The 17,774-nt window shown below is 39.9% G+C and carries 14 protein-coding genes; 8 read left to right on the top strand and 6 right to left on the bottom strand.

Translation table 11 applies throughout. The annotated features are described in order from the left end of the window. Positions 1 to 394: 394 nt before the first annotated feature. Positions 395 to 1,375, bottom strand: coding sequence for an MBL fold metallo-hydrolase (locus tag O4M77_RS10975; RefSeq protein WP_159124395.1), 981 nt, complete (start codon positions 1,373 to 1,375; stop codon positions 395 to 397). A gap of 266 nt (positions 1,376 to 1,641) precedes the next feature. Here O4M77_RS10975 and O4M77_RS15930 point away from each other — a divergent pair, with 266 nt between their 5' ends. Further along, positions 1,642 to 1,758, top strand: a complete 117-nt coding sequence (locus O4M77_RS15930; protein WP_373683639.1) for a hypothetical protein — start codon at positions 1,642 to 1,644, stop codon at positions 1,756 to 1,758. 65 nt (positions 1,759 to 1,823) lie between these two features. On the opposite strand, the gene O4M77_RS10970 is transcribed toward O4M77_RS15930, so the two are convergent. Continuing rightward, positions 1,824 to 2,180, bottom strand: a complete 357-nt coding sequence (locus O4M77_RS10970) for a hypothetical protein (protein WP_034581100.1) — start codon at positions 2,178 to 2,180, stop codon at positions 1,824 to 1,826. A gap of 197 nt (positions 2,181 to 2,377) precedes the next feature. Beyond that, entirely contained in the window at positions 2,378 to 4,438 is a 2,061-nt protein-coding gene (metG, locus tag O4M77_RS10965; RefSeq protein ID WP_166139312.1) for a methionine--tRNA ligase, read from the bottom strand. A 314-nt stretch (positions 4,439 to 4,752) separates the two neighbouring features. Here metG and O4M77_RS10960 point away from each other — a divergent pair, with 314 nt between their 5' ends. Both O4M77_RS10960 and apbC read left to right on the top strand, forming a co-directional pair. Continuing rightward, complete coding sequence (locus O4M77_RS10960) at positions 4,753 to 5,556, top strand: hypothetical protein (protein WP_166139310.1); 804 nt, start codon at positions 4,753 to 4,755, stop codon at positions 5,554 to 5,556. Between the two features lie 287 nt (positions 5,557 to 5,843). Beyond that, on the top strand, positions 5,844 to 7,103 hold the full coding sequence (gene apbC, locus O4M77_RS10955; RefSeq protein ID WP_159124392.1) for an iron-sulfur cluster carrier protein ApbC: 1,260 nt from the start codon (positions 5,844 to 5,846) through the stop codon (positions 7,101 to 7,103). 40 nt (positions 7,104 to 7,143) lie between these two features. Here apbC and O4M77_RS10950 read toward each other — a convergent pair whose 3' ends face one another. From O4M77_RS10950 to O4M77_RS10940, 3 genes are read right to left on the bottom strand one after another with little or no spacing between them, the layout of a single operon-like run. Then, entirely contained in the window at positions 7,144 to 9,159 is a 2,016-nt protein-coding gene (locus tag O4M77_RS10950) for a TRAP transporter permease (protein ID WP_166139308.1), read from the bottom strand. After that, entirely contained in the window at positions 9,156 to 9,641 is a 486-nt protein-coding gene (locus O4M77_RS10945) for a DUF1850 domain-containing protein (protein ID WP_166139306.1), read from the bottom strand. The genes O4M77_RS10950 and O4M77_RS10945 overlap by 4 nt, the downstream gene beginning before the upstream one ends. Beyond that, complete coding sequence (locus O4M77_RS10940; protein WP_159124389.1) at positions 9,641 to 10,645, bottom strand: TAXI family TRAP transporter solute-binding subunit; 1,005 nt, start codon at positions 10,643 to 10,645, stop codon at positions 9,641 to 9,643. Before O4M77_RS10940 ends, O4M77_RS10945 begins: the two co-directional genes overlap by 1 nt. A 648-nt stretch (positions 10,646 to 11,293) precedes the next feature. Here O4M77_RS10940 and O4M77_RS10935 point away from each other — a divergent pair. The 5 genes from O4M77_RS10935 to O4M77_RS10915 all read left to right on the top strand — a co-directional run bounded on the left by O4M77_RS10935 (position 11,294) and on the right by O4M77_RS10915 (position 17,771). Next, on the top strand, positions 11,294 to 11,887 hold the full coding sequence (locus O4M77_RS10935) for a LysE family translocator (protein WP_166139304.1): 594 nt from the start codon (positions 11,294 to 11,296) through the stop codon (positions 11,885 to 11,887). Between the two features lie 122 nt (positions 11,888 to 12,009). After that, positions 12,010 to 12,579, top strand: a complete 570-nt coding sequence (dcd, locus tag O4M77_RS10930; RefSeq protein WP_004785008.1) for a dCTP deaminase — start codon at positions 12,010 to 12,012, stop codon at positions 12,577 to 12,579. A 234-nt stretch (positions 12,580 to 12,813) separates the two neighbouring features. Next, the gene (locus O4M77_RS10925) at positions 12,814 to 14,838 is read left to right on the top strand and encodes a hypothetical protein (RefSeq protein ID WP_323713463.1); all 2,025 of its coding nucleotides are present in this window, start codon (positions 12,814 to 12,816) and stop codon (positions 14,836 to 14,838) included. A gap of 12 nt (positions 14,839 to 14,850) precedes the next feature. After that, positions 14,851 to 15,567 carry a hypothetical protein gene (locus tag O4M77_RS10920; RefSeq protein ID WP_166139299.1) on the top strand — a complete coding sequence of 239 codons (717 nt, stop codon included), beginning with the start codon at positions 14,851 to 14,853 and terminating at the stop codon, positions 15,565 to 15,567. Positions 15,568 to 15,596: 29 nt separating this feature from the next. Beyond that, complete coding sequence (locus O4M77_RS10915) at positions 15,597 to 17,771, top strand: DUF6160 family protein (RefSeq protein ID WP_159123365.1); 2,175 nt, start codon at positions 15,597 to 15,599, stop codon at positions 17,769 to 17,771. Positions 17,772 to 17,774 lie beyond the last annotated feature (3 nt).

Raw genomic sequence — 17,774 nt, 5'->3', positions numbered from 1 at the left:
ACTGATTCGAAAAGAGTTACTAACAAGGGAAATTTTGATAATGAATTTCTTGAAACTGACAAGACTCGATATAAAGCACAATAGAATTTTATGCACCAAACTAAGACATCATAAGAAAAGATAAAATTTAAATTTATATTTTGTTTTTTAGATATTTAGCTTTATCAGGGAAAATGGCATGTTAAAAATGTGTGCTAAAGGTGCACATGAAAAGTGAAAGGATTTTTAAGAAAAAATTTAAAAAAATTAAATGAAAGATGATTTTGAATTGCAAAATTCCATCATATTTTAAAATTTGAGAAGTCATATAGACTATTGATTAGCTATATCTCCAATAAATAAAACCCTAATAAATTAGGGTTTCATCCGGAGCTAAAATCTCTGAAGTATTCATTTAATCTTTAAAATGCACAGGAATCCATTGATAGCTCTTTCCATCTTTTGAGTAAATATGACCGATTCCAGGGAAGGGTAAATGTGGTGCTGCAATGGTCTGACCTTGCTTGGCGTATTCAGCAAAATGCTTTAAACGGGTTTGCACCGCAGTTTTAGGATCGACATCGAATTCTATGGCTGTTTCAGGTTTGTCGAATTGCAAGGTATGTGAATGGACGATGTCACCCACAAAAACCACTTCTTGGCCATCTGCTTTGAGTTTAAAGCTGTAATGCCCTGGGGTATGACCAAAGGATGGCTTAAACTCGACCCCCCCAAAGGCTAAAGATTTATCAGAAAAGACTTTTACTTTTTTAGCTTTTTCATAGGGTGCAAGGGCTGCTTTAATTTTCTCTACGGTGCCTAAGAAACTTTCCTGCTGGTCTTTCGGTAGTTTTTTGACGGTATTTGGACTCAGCCAGTAGTCATATTCGGTTTTAGAAATATGTAAGGTGGCATTTGGATAATTTGCTGCGCCGTTATTTGAAATGCCACAAACATGGTCAGGGTGGAGATGAGTCAGGAAAATGCCACTCACTTGTGCAGGCTGATAACCCGATGCTTTGAGATTGTTATAAATTGACCCTAAGTGTGTACCAAAGCAGCTTGCAGCTCCGCTATCCACCATAAGTAGTTGATTGCCTGTATTAATCAGGAAAGCATTGACTGAAGTCTGTATACCTTTGGCTTGATCGGCATGATATTTCTTCAAAATTTCTGTTTTTTCTGCATCAGTTAAGCCTTTAAACATCGATGGATTTAAGTAGTTTGTACCATCAAGCAGAGCCGTAATCTGGGTATTACCAATTTGGTGATGATAGTAGCCGGCGACTTGTTTTGGTGAAGCAATTGTTGCAGGTTCAGCAGCCTGACTCACACTTATACCCAAAACAGATAATGAAAGTAGAGAGGTGAGAAGGGATGTCTTTAAAATATTCATGGCAATTCTTATGGTTATGAGGTTTATGCTATGTATTAGCATGTAAAGCATGAAAATAGAATATAAAAATATTTACCTTTTTAAAAAAGAGAGGAGAAATTGAATATCTGTACTAGGCATTCAGTTCAAATCTGTATATTGATTTTGTAAGGAAATAAAAGATTTTTTATCTAAAAATATTTTTATAAATAAAATACTTAGATAAATTTCACTTTTATAAAAAAGCCCGTTAACATGGGGTATTGCAAACAGCCTTGGGTATCGCTATGAGTTTTTGGAAAAAGAAAAATAATGCAGCATTTGTATTTTTCATTATTACCTTATATTCATTGCTAGGCTTCGGCATTGGCTATGTCATCTGGGAATTTTTTCTCGATAAATAAGTGCTATCCGATTTATAGATCGACGTAAAAAAGCCTCTAAAGATAGAGGCTTTTTTAATAAGCAATTATTTACTGCATTCAGGCTGAGAACGGTCAATAATTTGAGTGCCTTCTACGCGATAGCCAATTTGGCCTACAAGAAATGCTTGATTTAGTTGAGTGATGACTACATCAGAAAGTGCTACTGCACAACGATCTTTTTCAATTGCACGATCTACTGCTGTTTTGAAATTAGGAATACCTAAAGGGAATAAAATTACTGGAACTTTATCTTCGCCTTTAACGCGTTCGCCTTTAACGAACTGAGTTGAGTTTAGGTTGAAGTTTTTCGTTGAAGCTACAGTCATATCAGCCATACGAACTGAACATCCTGTGAATACAATTGTTGATGCTGCTAAAGCTGAAACTAGTAATTTTTTCATGTTTACCCCGAATAATTCTAAAAATAAAAAAGCGTTTAAATTCTATAGATATATTTTTTAAAAACAAGAAAATATATTGTATAAATGGTAAAAAAAATTAAAGATGAAGAACTTTTATTGGCTGAGTATTATTTTATTAGACTAAGTAAAAAGCCCCTACATCAGTAGAGGCTTTTCTTCTATCTAAGACCTAAATCTTAAGAAACTTTATCACCCGGTTTAGCACCAGATTCAGGTGAAATCACCCAAACGCCTTCGCCATTACCAGCCGCAAGTACCATACCGTTTGAAATACCAAAACGCATTTTACGTGGAGCAAGGTTCGCAACCATCACCACCAGTTTACCTTTCAGGTCTTCCGGTTTATAAAACTCACGGATACCGCTGAAGACATTACGTGGTTCAGCTTCACCGACATTTAACGTGAGTTGTAAAAGCTTGTCAGAACCTTCAACCGTTGCAGCATCCAGAACTTCCGCTACACGCAGGTCAACTTTGATGAAGTCATCAATGGTGATGATTTCAGCTTCACCGACTTTAGGCTCAGCTTTCTTCTCTTTGGCTTTCTCTTTTTTCTTCTCAGCTTTTGCTGGTTCAGCAGCAGGTGCAGCTAAAGAATCTTTAGATGCATCGACCATCGCAGCCACAGCTTTCGGATCAACACGTTGCATCAATGGCTGGAACAATGCAATTTCATGACCTGTTAAGATTTCTGTACGTGAAGCAAAGTCGAAAGAAGCTAGTTTTAGGAAGGCCTGAACCTGAGCAGCCAATGTTGGTAACACTGGAGCTAAATACACAGCCAATTGACGGAATAGGTTAATACCGACAGAACACACATCGTGAACCTGTTGTTCTTCGCCTTCAATTTTCGCTAAAGCCCAAGGTTTTTTTTCATCAATGTATTGGTTGGCTTTATCTGCAAGTGCCATGATTTCACGGATCGCTGCCGAGAATTCACGGGTTTCATAAGCTTTGGCAATTGAATCGCCAGCATCAATAAAGCTTTGAACCAGTTCAGGCTCGGCACAAGTTGCACTTAGCTTGTTGTCAAACTTGGTATTGATGAATTTTGCACAACGGCTGGCGATATTCACTACTTTACCCACTAGGTCCGAATTCACTTTCTGAACGAAGTCATCCAGATTCAGGTCAGAATCTTCAACCTTGTCAGAAAGTTTAGAAGCAAAGTAATAACGCAGGTATTCAGGGTTCAAATGCTGTAAATAAGTTTCAGCTTTAATGAAGGTACCGCGAGATTTAGACATCTTTTGACCATTTACAGTCAGGAAGCCATTCACAAATAAACCGGTTGGTGTACGGTAGTCTGCACCTTCCAGCATTGCAGGCCAGAACAGGGCATGGAAGTAAACGATGTCTTTACCAATGAAGTGATAGACTTCATTTTTAGAATCTTTTTTCCAGAAATCATCGAAGCTTAAATCAGGACGTTTAGTTTTGATGTAATTCTCGAAGCTCGACATATAGCCGATTGGCGCATCCACCCACACATAGAAATATTTGTTTGGCGCATCAGGAATTTCAAAGCCGAAATACGGTGCATCACGTGAGATGTCCCAGTCGTTCAAGCCATTGTCAAACCATTCATCCAGTTTGTTGGCGATAGATACGGGTAGACGGCCTTCGTCACGAGTCCATTTTTGCAGGTATTCACCAAAATTTGGCAGTTTAAAGAAGTAATGATCCGAAGATTTCTCAACAGGAGTCGCGCCGCTTAAAGTCGATTTTGGATTTAATAATTCAGTCGCGTTGTAAGTTGTACCGCAAACTTCACATGAATCGCCGTATTGATCTTCCGCCTTACATTTTGGGCATGTACCCTTAATGAAACGGTCTGACAGGAACATGCCTTTTTCAGGGTCAAATAACTGGGTTACAGGGCGAACTGCAATATTACCGGCTTCACGGTTTTTGATATAGATTTCTGAAGCGCGGGCGCGGTTGGTATCACTGTGGGTAGAGTCATAATGATCGAAATGCACACCGAAACCGTCAAAGTCACGAATATGTTCTTTTTGCACATTGGCAATCTGTGCTTCAGGTGAAATGCCATTTGCCTCAGCACGCAGCATGATCGCTGTACCATGAGCATCATCCGCACAGACATACGTCACGTCATGACCCATCGCGCGCATCGCACGTACCCATATATCAGCCTGGATATAGCCGAGTAAGTGACCCATATGAATCGGGCCATTGGCGTAAGGAAGGGCATTGGTGACTAGGATTTTACGCACGGATTCACTCTCTCATTCGTATTCATTATGTAATGGGCCATAATTTTACATGATGCAGAAGGGATTACAAAGAAATGCTTTTACAGAAGCACAAGGAATAAATCAGGCTGAATATTCAGAATACAAAAACTGGCTATAGACGGGTAATTGGCCCGTAAAAATTCGATTGAGATAAGTTGATGCTACTTCCTGCAATCAATAGCAACAACATGTACAGGCTTTGTTGCAGTTTGCTTAATTCACCCACGCTATTGCATGCTTTGTGCTAAAAATTTGGCTGATCATTTTTATTATGACGCCTTAGGAGGGTACTCATGACTCAGAATAACCAGACAAGTACTTCAAAACAGAATCAAGATAAAGAACAACATGCACGAGAGCTGCATGACAAGATTGAACAAGAGCAGAAGCAAAACGAGATTGATAAACAGCATAAACAGAAGCATGAAGAAGTCCTAGAAGCCCAAAAAAATGGGGCTGATGAAAAGTCTGATCATCAGCAAGACTCTAAAGCATCTGGTCATCAGCAATCAGAGCAAAAAGATGCGTCTAAAAATGACCAATCTAATCATGGTGACCAGTCAGATAAAAAAGCTGAAAGTACCAAAATGGATGACTTAAAAGCGAAAGCCATCGCAATTGGTGAAGAGCTATTGCAAAAAGGCGAAAAGATTCTGAATGAGCTAAAAAATGGCAAATCAGACAGCCAGAAAAATGGCGAGCAAGGTTCAGATGATTCGAAAAAGGCACAGGATCAAAGTTCTGGAGATAAATCAGCAAGTCAAACTGACCAGGATCGTATGGCAAATTTAAAAGATGAAGCCCTACACAAGTTTGAAGATACCAAAGTCAAAATTAGTGAGTTGGTAAATGAAGCTGCTACGAAACTGAATGAGTTGAAACAGATGGCGGCTGAAACCATGACCAAAATGAAAGGCGATGACCAGTCTCAGTCAGATGATTCGAAAAAGCAGGATCAGGAATCTTCATCTAAAGAGGCTAAGGATAAGAACCAAAATTCAGATCAGACCAATAATAAAGATGATGCTAAAAAGGATCAGGATAAGGCTGATCAATCTGGGCAAAACAAGACCGATCAAGATAAAAATCATAAATAATCATTTCATGTTGAAAGCCACTTCATTCAGTTTTTGAATGAAGTGGCTTTTTAATGGATACTATCTAGTTAATTTTTTTAAAATTTTAAATATCAATAATATAAAACAATAAATAAGATGTGATGCTGACTTTATAAATTTTCTTCCCTGTAACCCTTTAAAACCCAGTAAAATAGTTGGAAATCATATTTGTCTTTTGGGCTTGTGAATACAGATTGCTTAACCTGAGCCTAAAACCTCGTTAAACTAAGCTATTCAGATGTCTATCTATATTTTTGGAGTAACCTATGTCCTGGCTTTCTTCGCTTAAATCGGTTTTTTCGCCTTCCAAGGAGGTGAACGAAGAAGCTGTGCAGAACGTACTGCAAAACTATATCTTGCCAAATTCTAGTAATGCACTGAAAGACCGGATTACTCAGGTCAATGTGCAAGGTGAGATCCTGCAAATCACCATTAATACTTATCCGGAAGAAAAAGAGCAGTTACAGCAAATTCATGATGAACTGGCGGATGCGCTAGAGAAATGCGGTATTAAAGAACTAAACCTGCATGTGATTCAGCAAAAGACGGGTCATAAAAAAGAAGGCGGTTGTGGACATCATCATGCAGAAGGCGAGAGCTGTTCCAGCCAGCCGCAAACTGCTGCTTCAAAATCGAATCTGCCACCTGTAGTTGATGCTTCAGGCAGCGTAGCTCAAGCAGAAGCTGATCCAAATAATCCACCGATCCAGAAAGCTGCTCCACAGCAACGAGATGTACCCAAACATCCACGCATTCAGAATGTCATTCTGGTCTCTTCAGGCAAGGGCGGTGTTGGTAAATCAACCACAACTGTGAACCTGGCTTTAGCTTTGCAAAAATTAGGTTTGAAAGTGGGTGTACTGGATGCGGATATTTATGGTCCAAGTATTCCAACGATGCTCGGCAATGCCGGCAAAACCCCGATGATCGAAGCCGAACAGTTTGTCCCACTCGATGCCTATGGTATGGCAGTGCTGTCGATTGGTCACTTAACAGGTGATAATAATACGCCGGTTGCTTGGCGCGGTCCGAAAGCAACAGGTGCCTTGATGCAGCTATTCAATCAAACTTTATGGCCAGATCTGGATGTATTGATGATTGATATGCCACCAGGTACAGGTGATATCCAGTTAACGCTCGCTCAGCGTATTCCGGTAACGGGTGCAGTGATTGTGACCACACCGCAAAATGTGGCATTGCTGGATGCAACTAAAGGTATTGAACTGTTTAACCGTGTGCAGATTCCAGTGATGGGGGTAGTCGAAAATATGTCGACCCATATCTGCTCGAACTGCGGTCATGAAGAACAGATCTTTGGTACAGGCGGCGGTGATAAACTGTCAGAGCAATACAATATTCCATTGCTCGGCCGCTTGCCTTTGAATGCAGTGATTCGTGAAAATGCCGATGCCGGTAAGCCTTCAGTGATTGCTGGAGATGATGCTGCTGAAAGTTATATGGCCATTGCTCAGAAAATTGCAGCAAAATTGCCAAAAGCAGAAAAAGATAAAACTCGTATTTTCTAAGATTCTATAATAAAAAAAGAGAGCTTAAGCTCTCTTTTTTTTATGAGGTTTTAGTCGTAGCTGTATTTTCTTTTCTTGCCTGAATGATATTAAAGCCAATTGCAATAATCACCATGATGGTGCCGATAATATCGGTCATGGTCTCAGGCACAATCATCATGAGAGCGCCAACCCCTAGGAAGATGCGCCAGAACCAATTCATCGCGGTTTTAAAGTAGCCTTCTACTGCAGCGCCAAGTGCCAGAATGCCGACAATGGATGTTACGGTAATGCTTAAAATGACATTCCATGCCGGTAAGGCAAATTCTTTGGCATTCACGGCAATATCTGTTGTATCAATCATCAGCATCGCCGGGTTATAGACAAACAGGAAGGGCACAATAAATCCGGCTAGGGATAGGCGCAAGGCCAGGAATCCAGTCCGCATTGGGTCACCACCTGCAATCCCGGCACCAGCAAAGGCGGCTAAGGCAACTGGTGGGGTAATATTGGCAAACAGGCCAAAATAAAACACAAACATATGCGCGACTAGGATTGGAATATCAAAGTTGGCCAAAGCAGGTGCTGCCATCGTCGCGGTAATGATATAGGCAGGAATCGATGGTAGACCCATGCCCAGAATCATCGATGCAATCATGGTGAAGAACAGGGTGAGGAACAGACTGCCAGCACCAATACTCATGATTGAAGAAGTCATGACAGAACCAAAGCTAGTCAAACTCACCACACCAATAATGATCCCGACGACCGCACAGGCCGCCATCACTGAAAGTGACTGCTTGGCGCCATCAGCTAAAGCCTCCAGAATTTCCTTAGGTCCCATACGGGTAGATTTTCTGAATGCTGCCACCACAATGGTCAACAAAATTGTATAAACAGCGGCATAACTCACTGGAATCGACTGGAATAAAAAGAATACCAAAGCAACGATTGGAAATAATAAATGTCCTCGTTCTTTCAGGACTTCTTTGACTCGTGGTAGGTCAGCTTTGGGAACGCCTTTCAGATGATCCCGACCAGCTCTGAAATGGACTTGTGCCATCACACCGAGATAATACAGCAGGGCAGGTAATACCGCAGCTAAGGCAATCGTGCCATAACTGACACCCGTGGTTTCTGCCATGATGAAGGCACTGGCACCCATTACTGGCGGCAAGATCTGCCCGCCGACAGAAGCACTGGCTTCCACTGCACCGGCAAAGTTTTTGTGATAGCCAATTTTCTTCATTAAAGGAATGGTAAATGAACCTGTTCCTACGACATTGGCAACCGCCGTCCCGTTGATACTGCCCATAAAACCGCTGGAAATCACCGCGACCTTGGCTGGTCCACCTTGCTTATGTCCCGCAAGTGCCATGGCGAGATCATTAAATAATTTTCCCATTCCTGATTTCGCCAGAAAGGCACCAAACAGGATAAACAGGAAAATAAAGGTGACTGAAGCACCAATGGCTGAAGAATATAAACCTTCAGTCTTCAGATACATTTGTCCGAAAATATCACTGAATGTATAGGGGCGAGTGAGCAAGCGATCCGGCATCCATTCAAAATGACTGACAAATGGATAGCTTAAGAAAATCAGTCCTAAGATCGGCAACATCCAGCCCATTACCCTTCGAGCAGCCTCAACCACCAATACTACTGTCATAATCGAGAAGACAATGTCCAGCGTATTGGGAATGCCTCCCCGAGTGGTCATAATCGCTTGATACTCTTTAAATAAATAAAAGAAAGAAGCAAAAGAGGCGATCACCCAAATCCAGTCCGTCCATGCTACCTTTTGCCGGCTACTGGCCTGACGTGCTGGATACAACAAGAAAATCAGCGCCAGACCAATGGATACATGGGCTGCACGTTGAATCAGTTCGGGTAAGGGATTAAAAGTAATATAAAGATGAAATAACGAATAGGATATTGCCAAGGCAGCAATAAACCAGCGAACCGATTTGTTGATCGGATTGCGAGTGACAGATTCACGGTCAAATTTTTCTAATAATTCTTGTTGCTGTTGATCATCCAGTGCTTCGGTCACATTTCTTGTTTCTTGTGGATTCATAGGCAATCATTTAAACCTCTTTTTTTCCATAGGCTGTCTTTTCTTATAGAAAGTTGTACCGTGCTGTAGTCGGGAAAATCCTGATAAATATTCCAGATCCGATCAGCACTCTCAATTTGTCCCTGCATTCTGCGTGAAATGACCCAGTTGAGTTCTTTCATCTCTCGGTTGATTTGCATATGGATGTTGCCATCATCCTGTCGAGTAATAGTACCTTGATCAGGTGTACCCGCACCAAATGAAATGAACTGAGTATCTGTCAGAATGAAATGGTCCTTGTCTAGAAGATAACGTTCTTTCCACTGTGTTCTTTCTACCGAATGCATCCAGCTGAGCTGAAAAGATTTCTGGTCAATTTTGCACTGAAAATTTTGCTCTTTCACTTCCACAAAAATATACGGAAATGTCATCCAAACATAGGTAATAAAAAAAGCAGCCAAACTAAAAAGTGCAGCAATCGCTGCACCTTGTATCCATTTCATCAGTTCGCTTTATTCTCATCATAGAATTTTTGCGCGCCCGGATGCAGTTGAGCAACCAGACCTTTTTGTGCACCTTCTAAAGTGATTTCTTTAGCAGCCTGATGTGAATTGGCGAGTTGATCCAAGCTGGAGAAGAACGTCTTGGTTAGCTTATATACATCATCTGTAGAGAGATCAGAACGAACCACCAGCGCATTCATGATCGCAGCTGTAGGAATATCTTCAGCATTGCCATAGGTCCCTTTAGGAATGGTCATTGGCAGGAAATACGCCTGATCTTTGGCAATCGCTTTCACTTTATCTGGATTAATACTCACCAGTTGTAGATCAAAGCCCTGTTGCAGCTCCATCAGTGAAGAGTTTGGAAGACCACTGGTCAGGAAGGCTGCATCCAGTTTACCGCCTTTCAAGGCATCAGCTGCTTCGGCATAACCTAAGTAATCTACTTTGACATCCTTATAAGTGATACCAAAACCGTTCAATAGAGTACGGGCATTCACTTCTACACCTGAATTCTGGGCGCCCACTGCAATACGTTTGCCTTTGAGATCTTCAATATTTTTGATACCAGAACGTTTTGAAGTGACAATCTGTACATAGTTTGGATAAAGCGCAGCGATCTGCTGCACGTTGTCAATTTTAGAACTAAAACTGCCTTGACCATTAATTGCTTCAGTTAAGCTGTCGCTCATGACAAAGGCCATTTCAACTTTGTTCTGTTTTAATAAATTTAGATTTTCGACAGAAGCCCCTGTGGTCTGGGTTTTGGAACTTACGCCGTAGGTCTTGTTATAGATTTCAGCCAATCCTGTTCCGATGACATTATAAGGGCCTGAGGCACCGCCTGTCGCAATATTGACAAATCGGGTTTGCAGTTTATCTGCAGCTACGCTCTCGCCAGATGCAGCCTGATTATCTGATTTATTTTGTGCATTATCATTCGAGCAGGCAACTACGCCTGATAACGCTAAGCTCATGACTGAAAGTTTGATCCATTTATTCATATATGACTCCTGATATTATTCTGTAGTTCTTAAAATATAATTAAAACAACAATATACTAAACCGTCTGGATGTTAAAAAATGTGAATTATCAATTGTTGTCCTTGTACAATTTAACAGCAATTATTTTGTCTGAATACCTTTAATAACATTTTTTTCGAAATTTTGCTTTATCAATATGTTGAACAAATTGAGCAAGATAGACATCTTAAATGGAGAGTGGAAATTTAATCATTAGGAGTTAGGTAAAAGTTGCTCCCATCATCAAATCTTTCTATAGAAGTGCCCAAAGTTTATACGCAAGAGCAGGGATTTTTAGTTAGTTAAAATTCAATCAAAGGTTACCAGAAATAATGATTTCAAGGTTTTGGATAATTTTTCTTTCATGGTATAGAGACTAGTATTTCAGGAATTTTAAGTCCGAATACTCTATTGAAACTTCTACTTTTATAGCAATTTTATGATGAGCTAATAGCTTTATAAATTGACAAAATTGACTGAAATAAAATTTTCTTTTATTTTTATATAATTATATGAAAATAAATAAAAAAAATAAAATATAATTTTTTTTAATATGTTCTCTTACAATTATTTTTTTGCAGATTTGACCGGATTATTTTATGCTTAATACCTAAGAGCGAGGTCAAACTATGATTTCATGGTTATTTATTGGTTTAGTGGCAGCCATTCTATTAACACCGGGCCCAACCAATACTTTATTGGCATCGTCAGGTATTCAAGTTGGATTTAGAAAAACTTTTCGCCTTATTCCTGCAGAAGCTTTCGGCTATCTCATCGCAATTACATTCTGGGGCTTTTTGATTGGTAAAATCTCGGTCTATTTACCGGAATTACCTCATATTCTCAAACTCTGTAGTGCTGCTTATATTCTATTTTTAGCTTTAAAATTATGGCGTACCGCAGAACTTGGTGAAAATTTTCAATGTATTTCGATTCGGGCACGGGAACTATTTTTGGCGACTTTGCTGAATCCTAAGGCATTATTATTTGCTTCGGCTATTTTCCCGGTCATGGTGTGGAAAAGCAGTCAATATTATGTGACTTATATGCTGGCATTCTTGGCATTACTTATTCCTATCGCATTTTTTTGGACCTTTTTAGGTAGCTTATTGGCCAGAAAAAACAATCGCTGGCTGAATCAAAAGAACTTACAAAAGACCGCTTCCATTATTTTAATGAGCTTTTCTGTACCTTTATCCTATTCAGCACTCCTCAGTCTTTAAACCTGAAAAAGCAGCTAAATTTCCTGAAATTTAGCTGTCAGAATTTCGCTTATTTTCATTAGTGTCAATTTCAGTTAAAGTACGTCGCAATTACTTATTTTTAAGATTTTTGGATTATATCAATGGCAATTAAGTCTGATCGTTGGATTCGCGAAATGAGCGAAAAACACGGCATGATTGAACCGTATGCAGAAAACCAGATTCGTCTGGATGAAAATGGTCAAAAGCTGATTTCTTATGGTGTTTCAAGCTATGGCTATGACGTGCGATGTGCGCGTGAGTTTAAAGTATTCACCAATGTTCACTCTGCAATTGTCGATCCGAAAAACTTTGACGAAAAAAGCTTTATCGATATTGAATCGGATGTTTGTATCATTCCACCCAACTCATTTGCTTTAGCGCGTACAGTAGAATACTTCCGTATTCCACGAAATGTACTGACCGTTTGCTTGGGTAAATCGACTTATGCACGTTGCGGCATTATCGTGAATGTGACTCCACTTGAACCTGAGTGGGAAGGTCATGTCACGCTGGAGTTTTCAAATACAACTAACCTGCCTGCACGTATTTATGCGGGTGAGGGTGTGGCTCAAATGCTGTTCTTCGAATCAGACGAAGTTTGTGAAACCTCCTATAAAGATCGTGGTGGTAAATACCAAGGGCAGACAGGCGTTACTTTGCCTAAAGCTTAATAGTTTTAAAGCATTGAATAAGCGAGGCTAATGCCTCGCTTATTTTTTTTGCTGTTTCATTCATCGGAAACTCGGGGTTTTTGGTCTTTTGGCTTTGGTAATCCTGCTAAAAATAAGCATAATGAAGAATGAATATATAAAAAAGATGTGCCAAGCATCATAAAAATCAAAAATTGAAGGCTGGGAAGCTGAAGGATAAAGATGCGGAGCATCAGATAAGAAGGATAGGTCGAGATGGCTCAAATAAAAGCTAAATTTCAATTTCGTAAAAGCTTTTTGGCAATGATGATCGGTTTAGGATTATTGCCATCTGCACATGCAATGCAGGAATTAACTGATTCTTCTCTTTCTGATACTACCGGTGAAGGTGTTGCCCTGGTACTTGATGACTTTAAAATAGTTTTTCAGGCACCGAATGATGCTTCCAGTGGTTCAAGCTATGCACGAGGTATTGCCAATCCAGGTCAGGCAGACACTGGCTTTATTCGTATTATTCCGACTGGAGAAAACTATGCTCAATTAGGTGAGCGTGCCTATAATAAAGTCTATGATCGAGTGTATGCGAGTAGCTATTTAAATGGTATTAGTGCAAATGCCAATCTTTATCAAACGACTTATGACAATAGTGTCAGTACCTATAAAACTCAAAACTATAATACGACTTTAACCGCAATCCGTAATGAAATTGGTGCTAATGCACGTAATGGTATTGTGGAAGAATATCGTAATTCCGCTTTAATGAAGCAATATTATGATCAGCGTTATCAAGATTATTATGATGGTAACCTTTGGCCTTTATCTCTAAGTAATGATGGAACAATAACCAAACCAGGGTCATTGGAATCTACTCTTGGTCTAAAGAATAAGTCGGCTGAATATGCTTTAGCCAATACTTATGAAATGATTGAATTATTATGGGGGAATCGGGCATCCGTTTCTCTTAATAATAAATGGACTCAGGCTGTAGGATCCCGAAGTAATTTGATCGATCCTGGGGTAATAACGATTGTTGAAAACAGGACTCAAGAAAAACTAGCAATTGAAGCAGATAAATATGCACTGATTCAGGCAAAAAATGCAGTGACCGCTATGGAGCAGGCGGTTAAAGCGAGCGCAACAACGGCGGCCAAAGAAGCTGCAATGGGTGCCTCAGTCAGTACGCTTCGTACGAAGGCTGATGTATTTATCTATGGTTTAGCTTTATCAAAAAGTGATAACTCACTCAGTAGCCGCTATAGCAATCAGGGGTTTAATTGGGGAACAGCCAGCAATCCTTGGTTATTTCATGCCGGAGCCGAAACAGTAAAACAGTTTACGGATACGGGAAAAGAAGTGGGCTATCTAGCTTTAGAAGCACCTCTTGCAACAGTTGCTGCAAATGAAGCAGATAATAATATTAAGCTTGGTTTCTGGACTGATATTTTCTCACGTTCTTTAAATTCAAGTAATACCGTAGATTATGCTACTGGAGCACCTACTTCAGGCTTAGATATTTCTGAACGTTTTCGTGCACAGTTTATTGCTAATGGCTTGAGCATGAACGGTTCGCAAGTCCGATTATTTCAAACCCTTACATCGCCTGATCTTGCATATAGTCAAACCTTGGGCCTGGCGAGTCTGATCCGACTCAATACTAATGATGATCCCTCTACTTTGACCAGTGATTCAAACAATTTGAACAGTAAAGGGATTCGTATTAGTAGTGCAGCAAAAGAGAATAATCTTGATGGAGATGGTCCGACTCCTGCTTTAAATGGCTCTGCAGCTCCTATATTTCATGATACCGAGGGATTGTATTTATATAGCCCGAATATCAATTTGGTACTAGGAAGTATGTATCAGCCTTTTGTTGTGGGTTCGGAAGGAAATAATATTATTTTGGAAGTGACACGTATTCCTAAAATTCCAGATATTTACAACCGGATTTATCAGCGTTATCCAGATGGAAAAGGTGGTTTTTTAGGATCAGAAGCACTTTTAGGCTCTACATGTAATGTATATACGTGTGGTACTGAAATTAAAGCTCAAGCTTCAGATAGCATTGCCTTGTATCAAGGACGCGATGCAACTCACAGTAGTATCGCCATTGGTTCTGTTGAACGTATTGCCAATACTAATATGCTGAAGGCAAAAGATGATAATAATGCTACTGGTGTGGTATTTAGGGGGGCTACTGATAACTCAATGAGGAATTTTGGTTCAGCAGTGATTGATGGTGTGTTGATTCAACATCTAAAAATAAAAACTACAGGTCTATAAAGGAATAGGGCAATGTTGAAAAAGTTAATGCTTGCTACAGTTCTTGGGATTTCTTTTGCGACACAAGCCGGCTTGGTCAGTCTTGATCCGCAGCAAATGACAGCGGAAACGGGTCAAGGCGGAGCAGATTTAAGCTGGACCTTGTCACTCAACCATCAATACGCTACTGATTTAACGAAATCTCAAATTTCTGAAACGGTCGCTAATAAGTTAGAGGTGTATTACAAGCCAACAACAGATTGTGGAATTAACACCTTGTTTTGTCGCTTGGCTATTTCTCCGAACAATCATGTTGATGCTCAAGGCAATAAAAAATGGCTGGTATTTAAAGGCATACAAGGCACCCTGCAAATTGATAAGTTTTCTATCGATGGCACTACAATTACTAATGTGGCAGGCGATCCTCAAACAGCCATGAAAATCACTTTTTATGATGATAAACCTTTAAAAATCAGAAACTTGGGTTTTAATACTTTGGCTATTGAAACCGGAACCGGTGAGGGCGATAAAGAAGGCTATGCCAATTCAGAGAGGTATACGACCTTCACCAATCGTGTTTATAAAGCGGACGGTACATATACCACTGCCTCAGCAGATGTTCCGGAATTTGACCGGGGGCGTGAGAAGGGGTTTATGGGTCTCAATATGCACGGCAACATGCACATGTCAGGAAACTTAAAAATATTTGGCTTTAACTGCTCAGCTGGGAGTGCACAAAGCCGTTGCTAACTGCATGGATGCAGTATAGGGATGAAAGAATGAAAAAAATAAAATCACAAATTAAATTATTAACGGCATGTGTCTGTTTAGCACAGCATAGTTATGCACTAGAGCTGATTGAAGAACAAGAATTGGGTCATATCACTGGTCAAGACGGTATTACGATTACACACGAGGTATCAAAAGTAGAAGTTGAACAGCTCAATTGGTATGACCCGAATGCTGATGTAAATACCAAGATGGGACTGGGATTGCATAAAGTAGAAATCTTAGGCAAAGATCAAAATGCGATTTTAAGCCAGCTTAAGTTTGATGTCGGTGCGACCGATGCTGGTGCAGGGATCCGTCTAGAAGCAAGCGTAGCTCCCTTTAGTGCCAATGCAGATTTTAAACTTGTGAGTAAGGATTGTGTTGGAACAAGCTGTGTCGAAAACAATCAAAATTTGGGCAAATTAGGTCTTGCGATTGATAGTCCATTTAAAATGGTGCTTCATACGACAGCAGGTTTATTCAATAAGAATGAAACAGCTACTATCGATTTCAATTTGCAAGATGCCACGATCAAACATACTTTAGGTACAAATAGCTTAGTTCTAGATAACTTTAATTTTAACTTCGCTGGTACGGGCTATATGTATATAGACCCGATACAAGGCGTCGTACTCGCCAGTAAAAGTGGCACACAAGACCATCTAATTAATTTAAAACCAGTGGCTGTAGGAACAACTGGTGCGCAAACAGCTGGATTAAACTTTGATTTACGCTATCAGAATGGAGATGGCGATTTAAAAAATATCATGCGCTATGGTATTTCGGGTGCAGTGAGTAATGCACGTTTGTCGTTAGGTGCTGATCAGTCAAAACTGAACTCTTTTGATATAAGTAATAAAGTTGGTGGTGTGCTGACGCGACAAGATCGCAGTGTTTCAAGCTATAACGCAGGTGAAGGCGGCTTGCATCTTGGTTTATCAGCTGATTTTACCAATCAGGAAGTGGCAGCAGCACAGGGTTTAAAACCAACGACTTTGGAAATTGGTCATACGGGTAAAGGAAGCTATGCAGTTCAGTTTAATGAATTACGTTCATTAACTGGAAAAAATAATGCATATATCGATTTTGGCGATATTTATATCAATACAATTCAGGCGCAGAGCCTAGAATTTTTAGTTAATGACAATATTAAGTCAACACTTAGACAAAGTAATCCGATTTTGCAGCAAACTTTAAGCAGTACGTCTGCTAATCAGGATTTTGCACTAATCGCCATACGGGGTATGGATTTCCAGTCGATTGCAGCCAAAGCAAATTTTATTTCTAATGATACTGGTATTATTTCCGGGAATAGTGGTTCTTGGGGAATTGGTATTCCAATTTACAACCTGAATGCCAATGTTGCTTTGTCGGGTACAAAATATGACGGTGACAAGAATGGTATTGCCTATAACGTGATGGCATCAACTGAAGGTTATGGAAAGGATGCCAAAACTGGAGCACCAAGTACAACTTCAATTCTTTTAATTGATGGTGGTGTAGAGAATGGCCATGCGCGAAACTATTATGCTGGCCTTCGAAATATTGATGCCTTTATTGAATCCAAAGGGGTGATTGGTTATGAAGATGAAGGCATCTATGTAAAAGCTGATAAATTGCTGATCGCAGCTAAAGCTGAAGTGGCAATTGGCCAATTACCGGGATCTAAATATAACTGTGTATCAGGCAATAAATGTGATCAGTTTGTTCCTGATGACAACTTTTCTAAACGCGATGATGTATTAACAACAATTGCCATGATGCTTGATGGTAGTGGTGAGTTAATGATTATTCCGGGACTGGATGTAGCAGGCGAAAATTATTTATCGTTGGATGCAAACTTTAAGTTCCGAACATTAACTTCTACAGAAAAAGGTGATGTTAATAATCTTGGTAGTTATTTTAGTCTGATTAATGAAGATGTAGATAGCACAGGTGCAGTTCATACTTCTGCGATTAACTTTAATCGTATGGAAGGGAATTTAGGATTAATCACCAAAATAGGCGTGAGTGAAGATACTGTTACTTTAGATAATCAAATTAAATTTAATAAAGATCAGAAGATTATCGAGCCGTTTAGAACCAACATGGCCATGACCACAAATGGCAATATGCAGAATATAGCAACAATTGCACTCACAGGCGGAACCATGCGCAGTACGCTTGGCATTACACCGCGCTGAAAT

This window comes from Acinetobacter sp. YWS30-1 (assembly GCF_033558715.1).
Classification (GTDB): domain Bacteria; phylum Pseudomonadota; class Gammaproteobacteria; order Pseudomonadales; family Moraxellaceae; genus Acinetobacter.
Note: the sequence above shows the minus strand (reverse complement) of the source record. Positions and strands in the feature narration are given on the sequence as shown.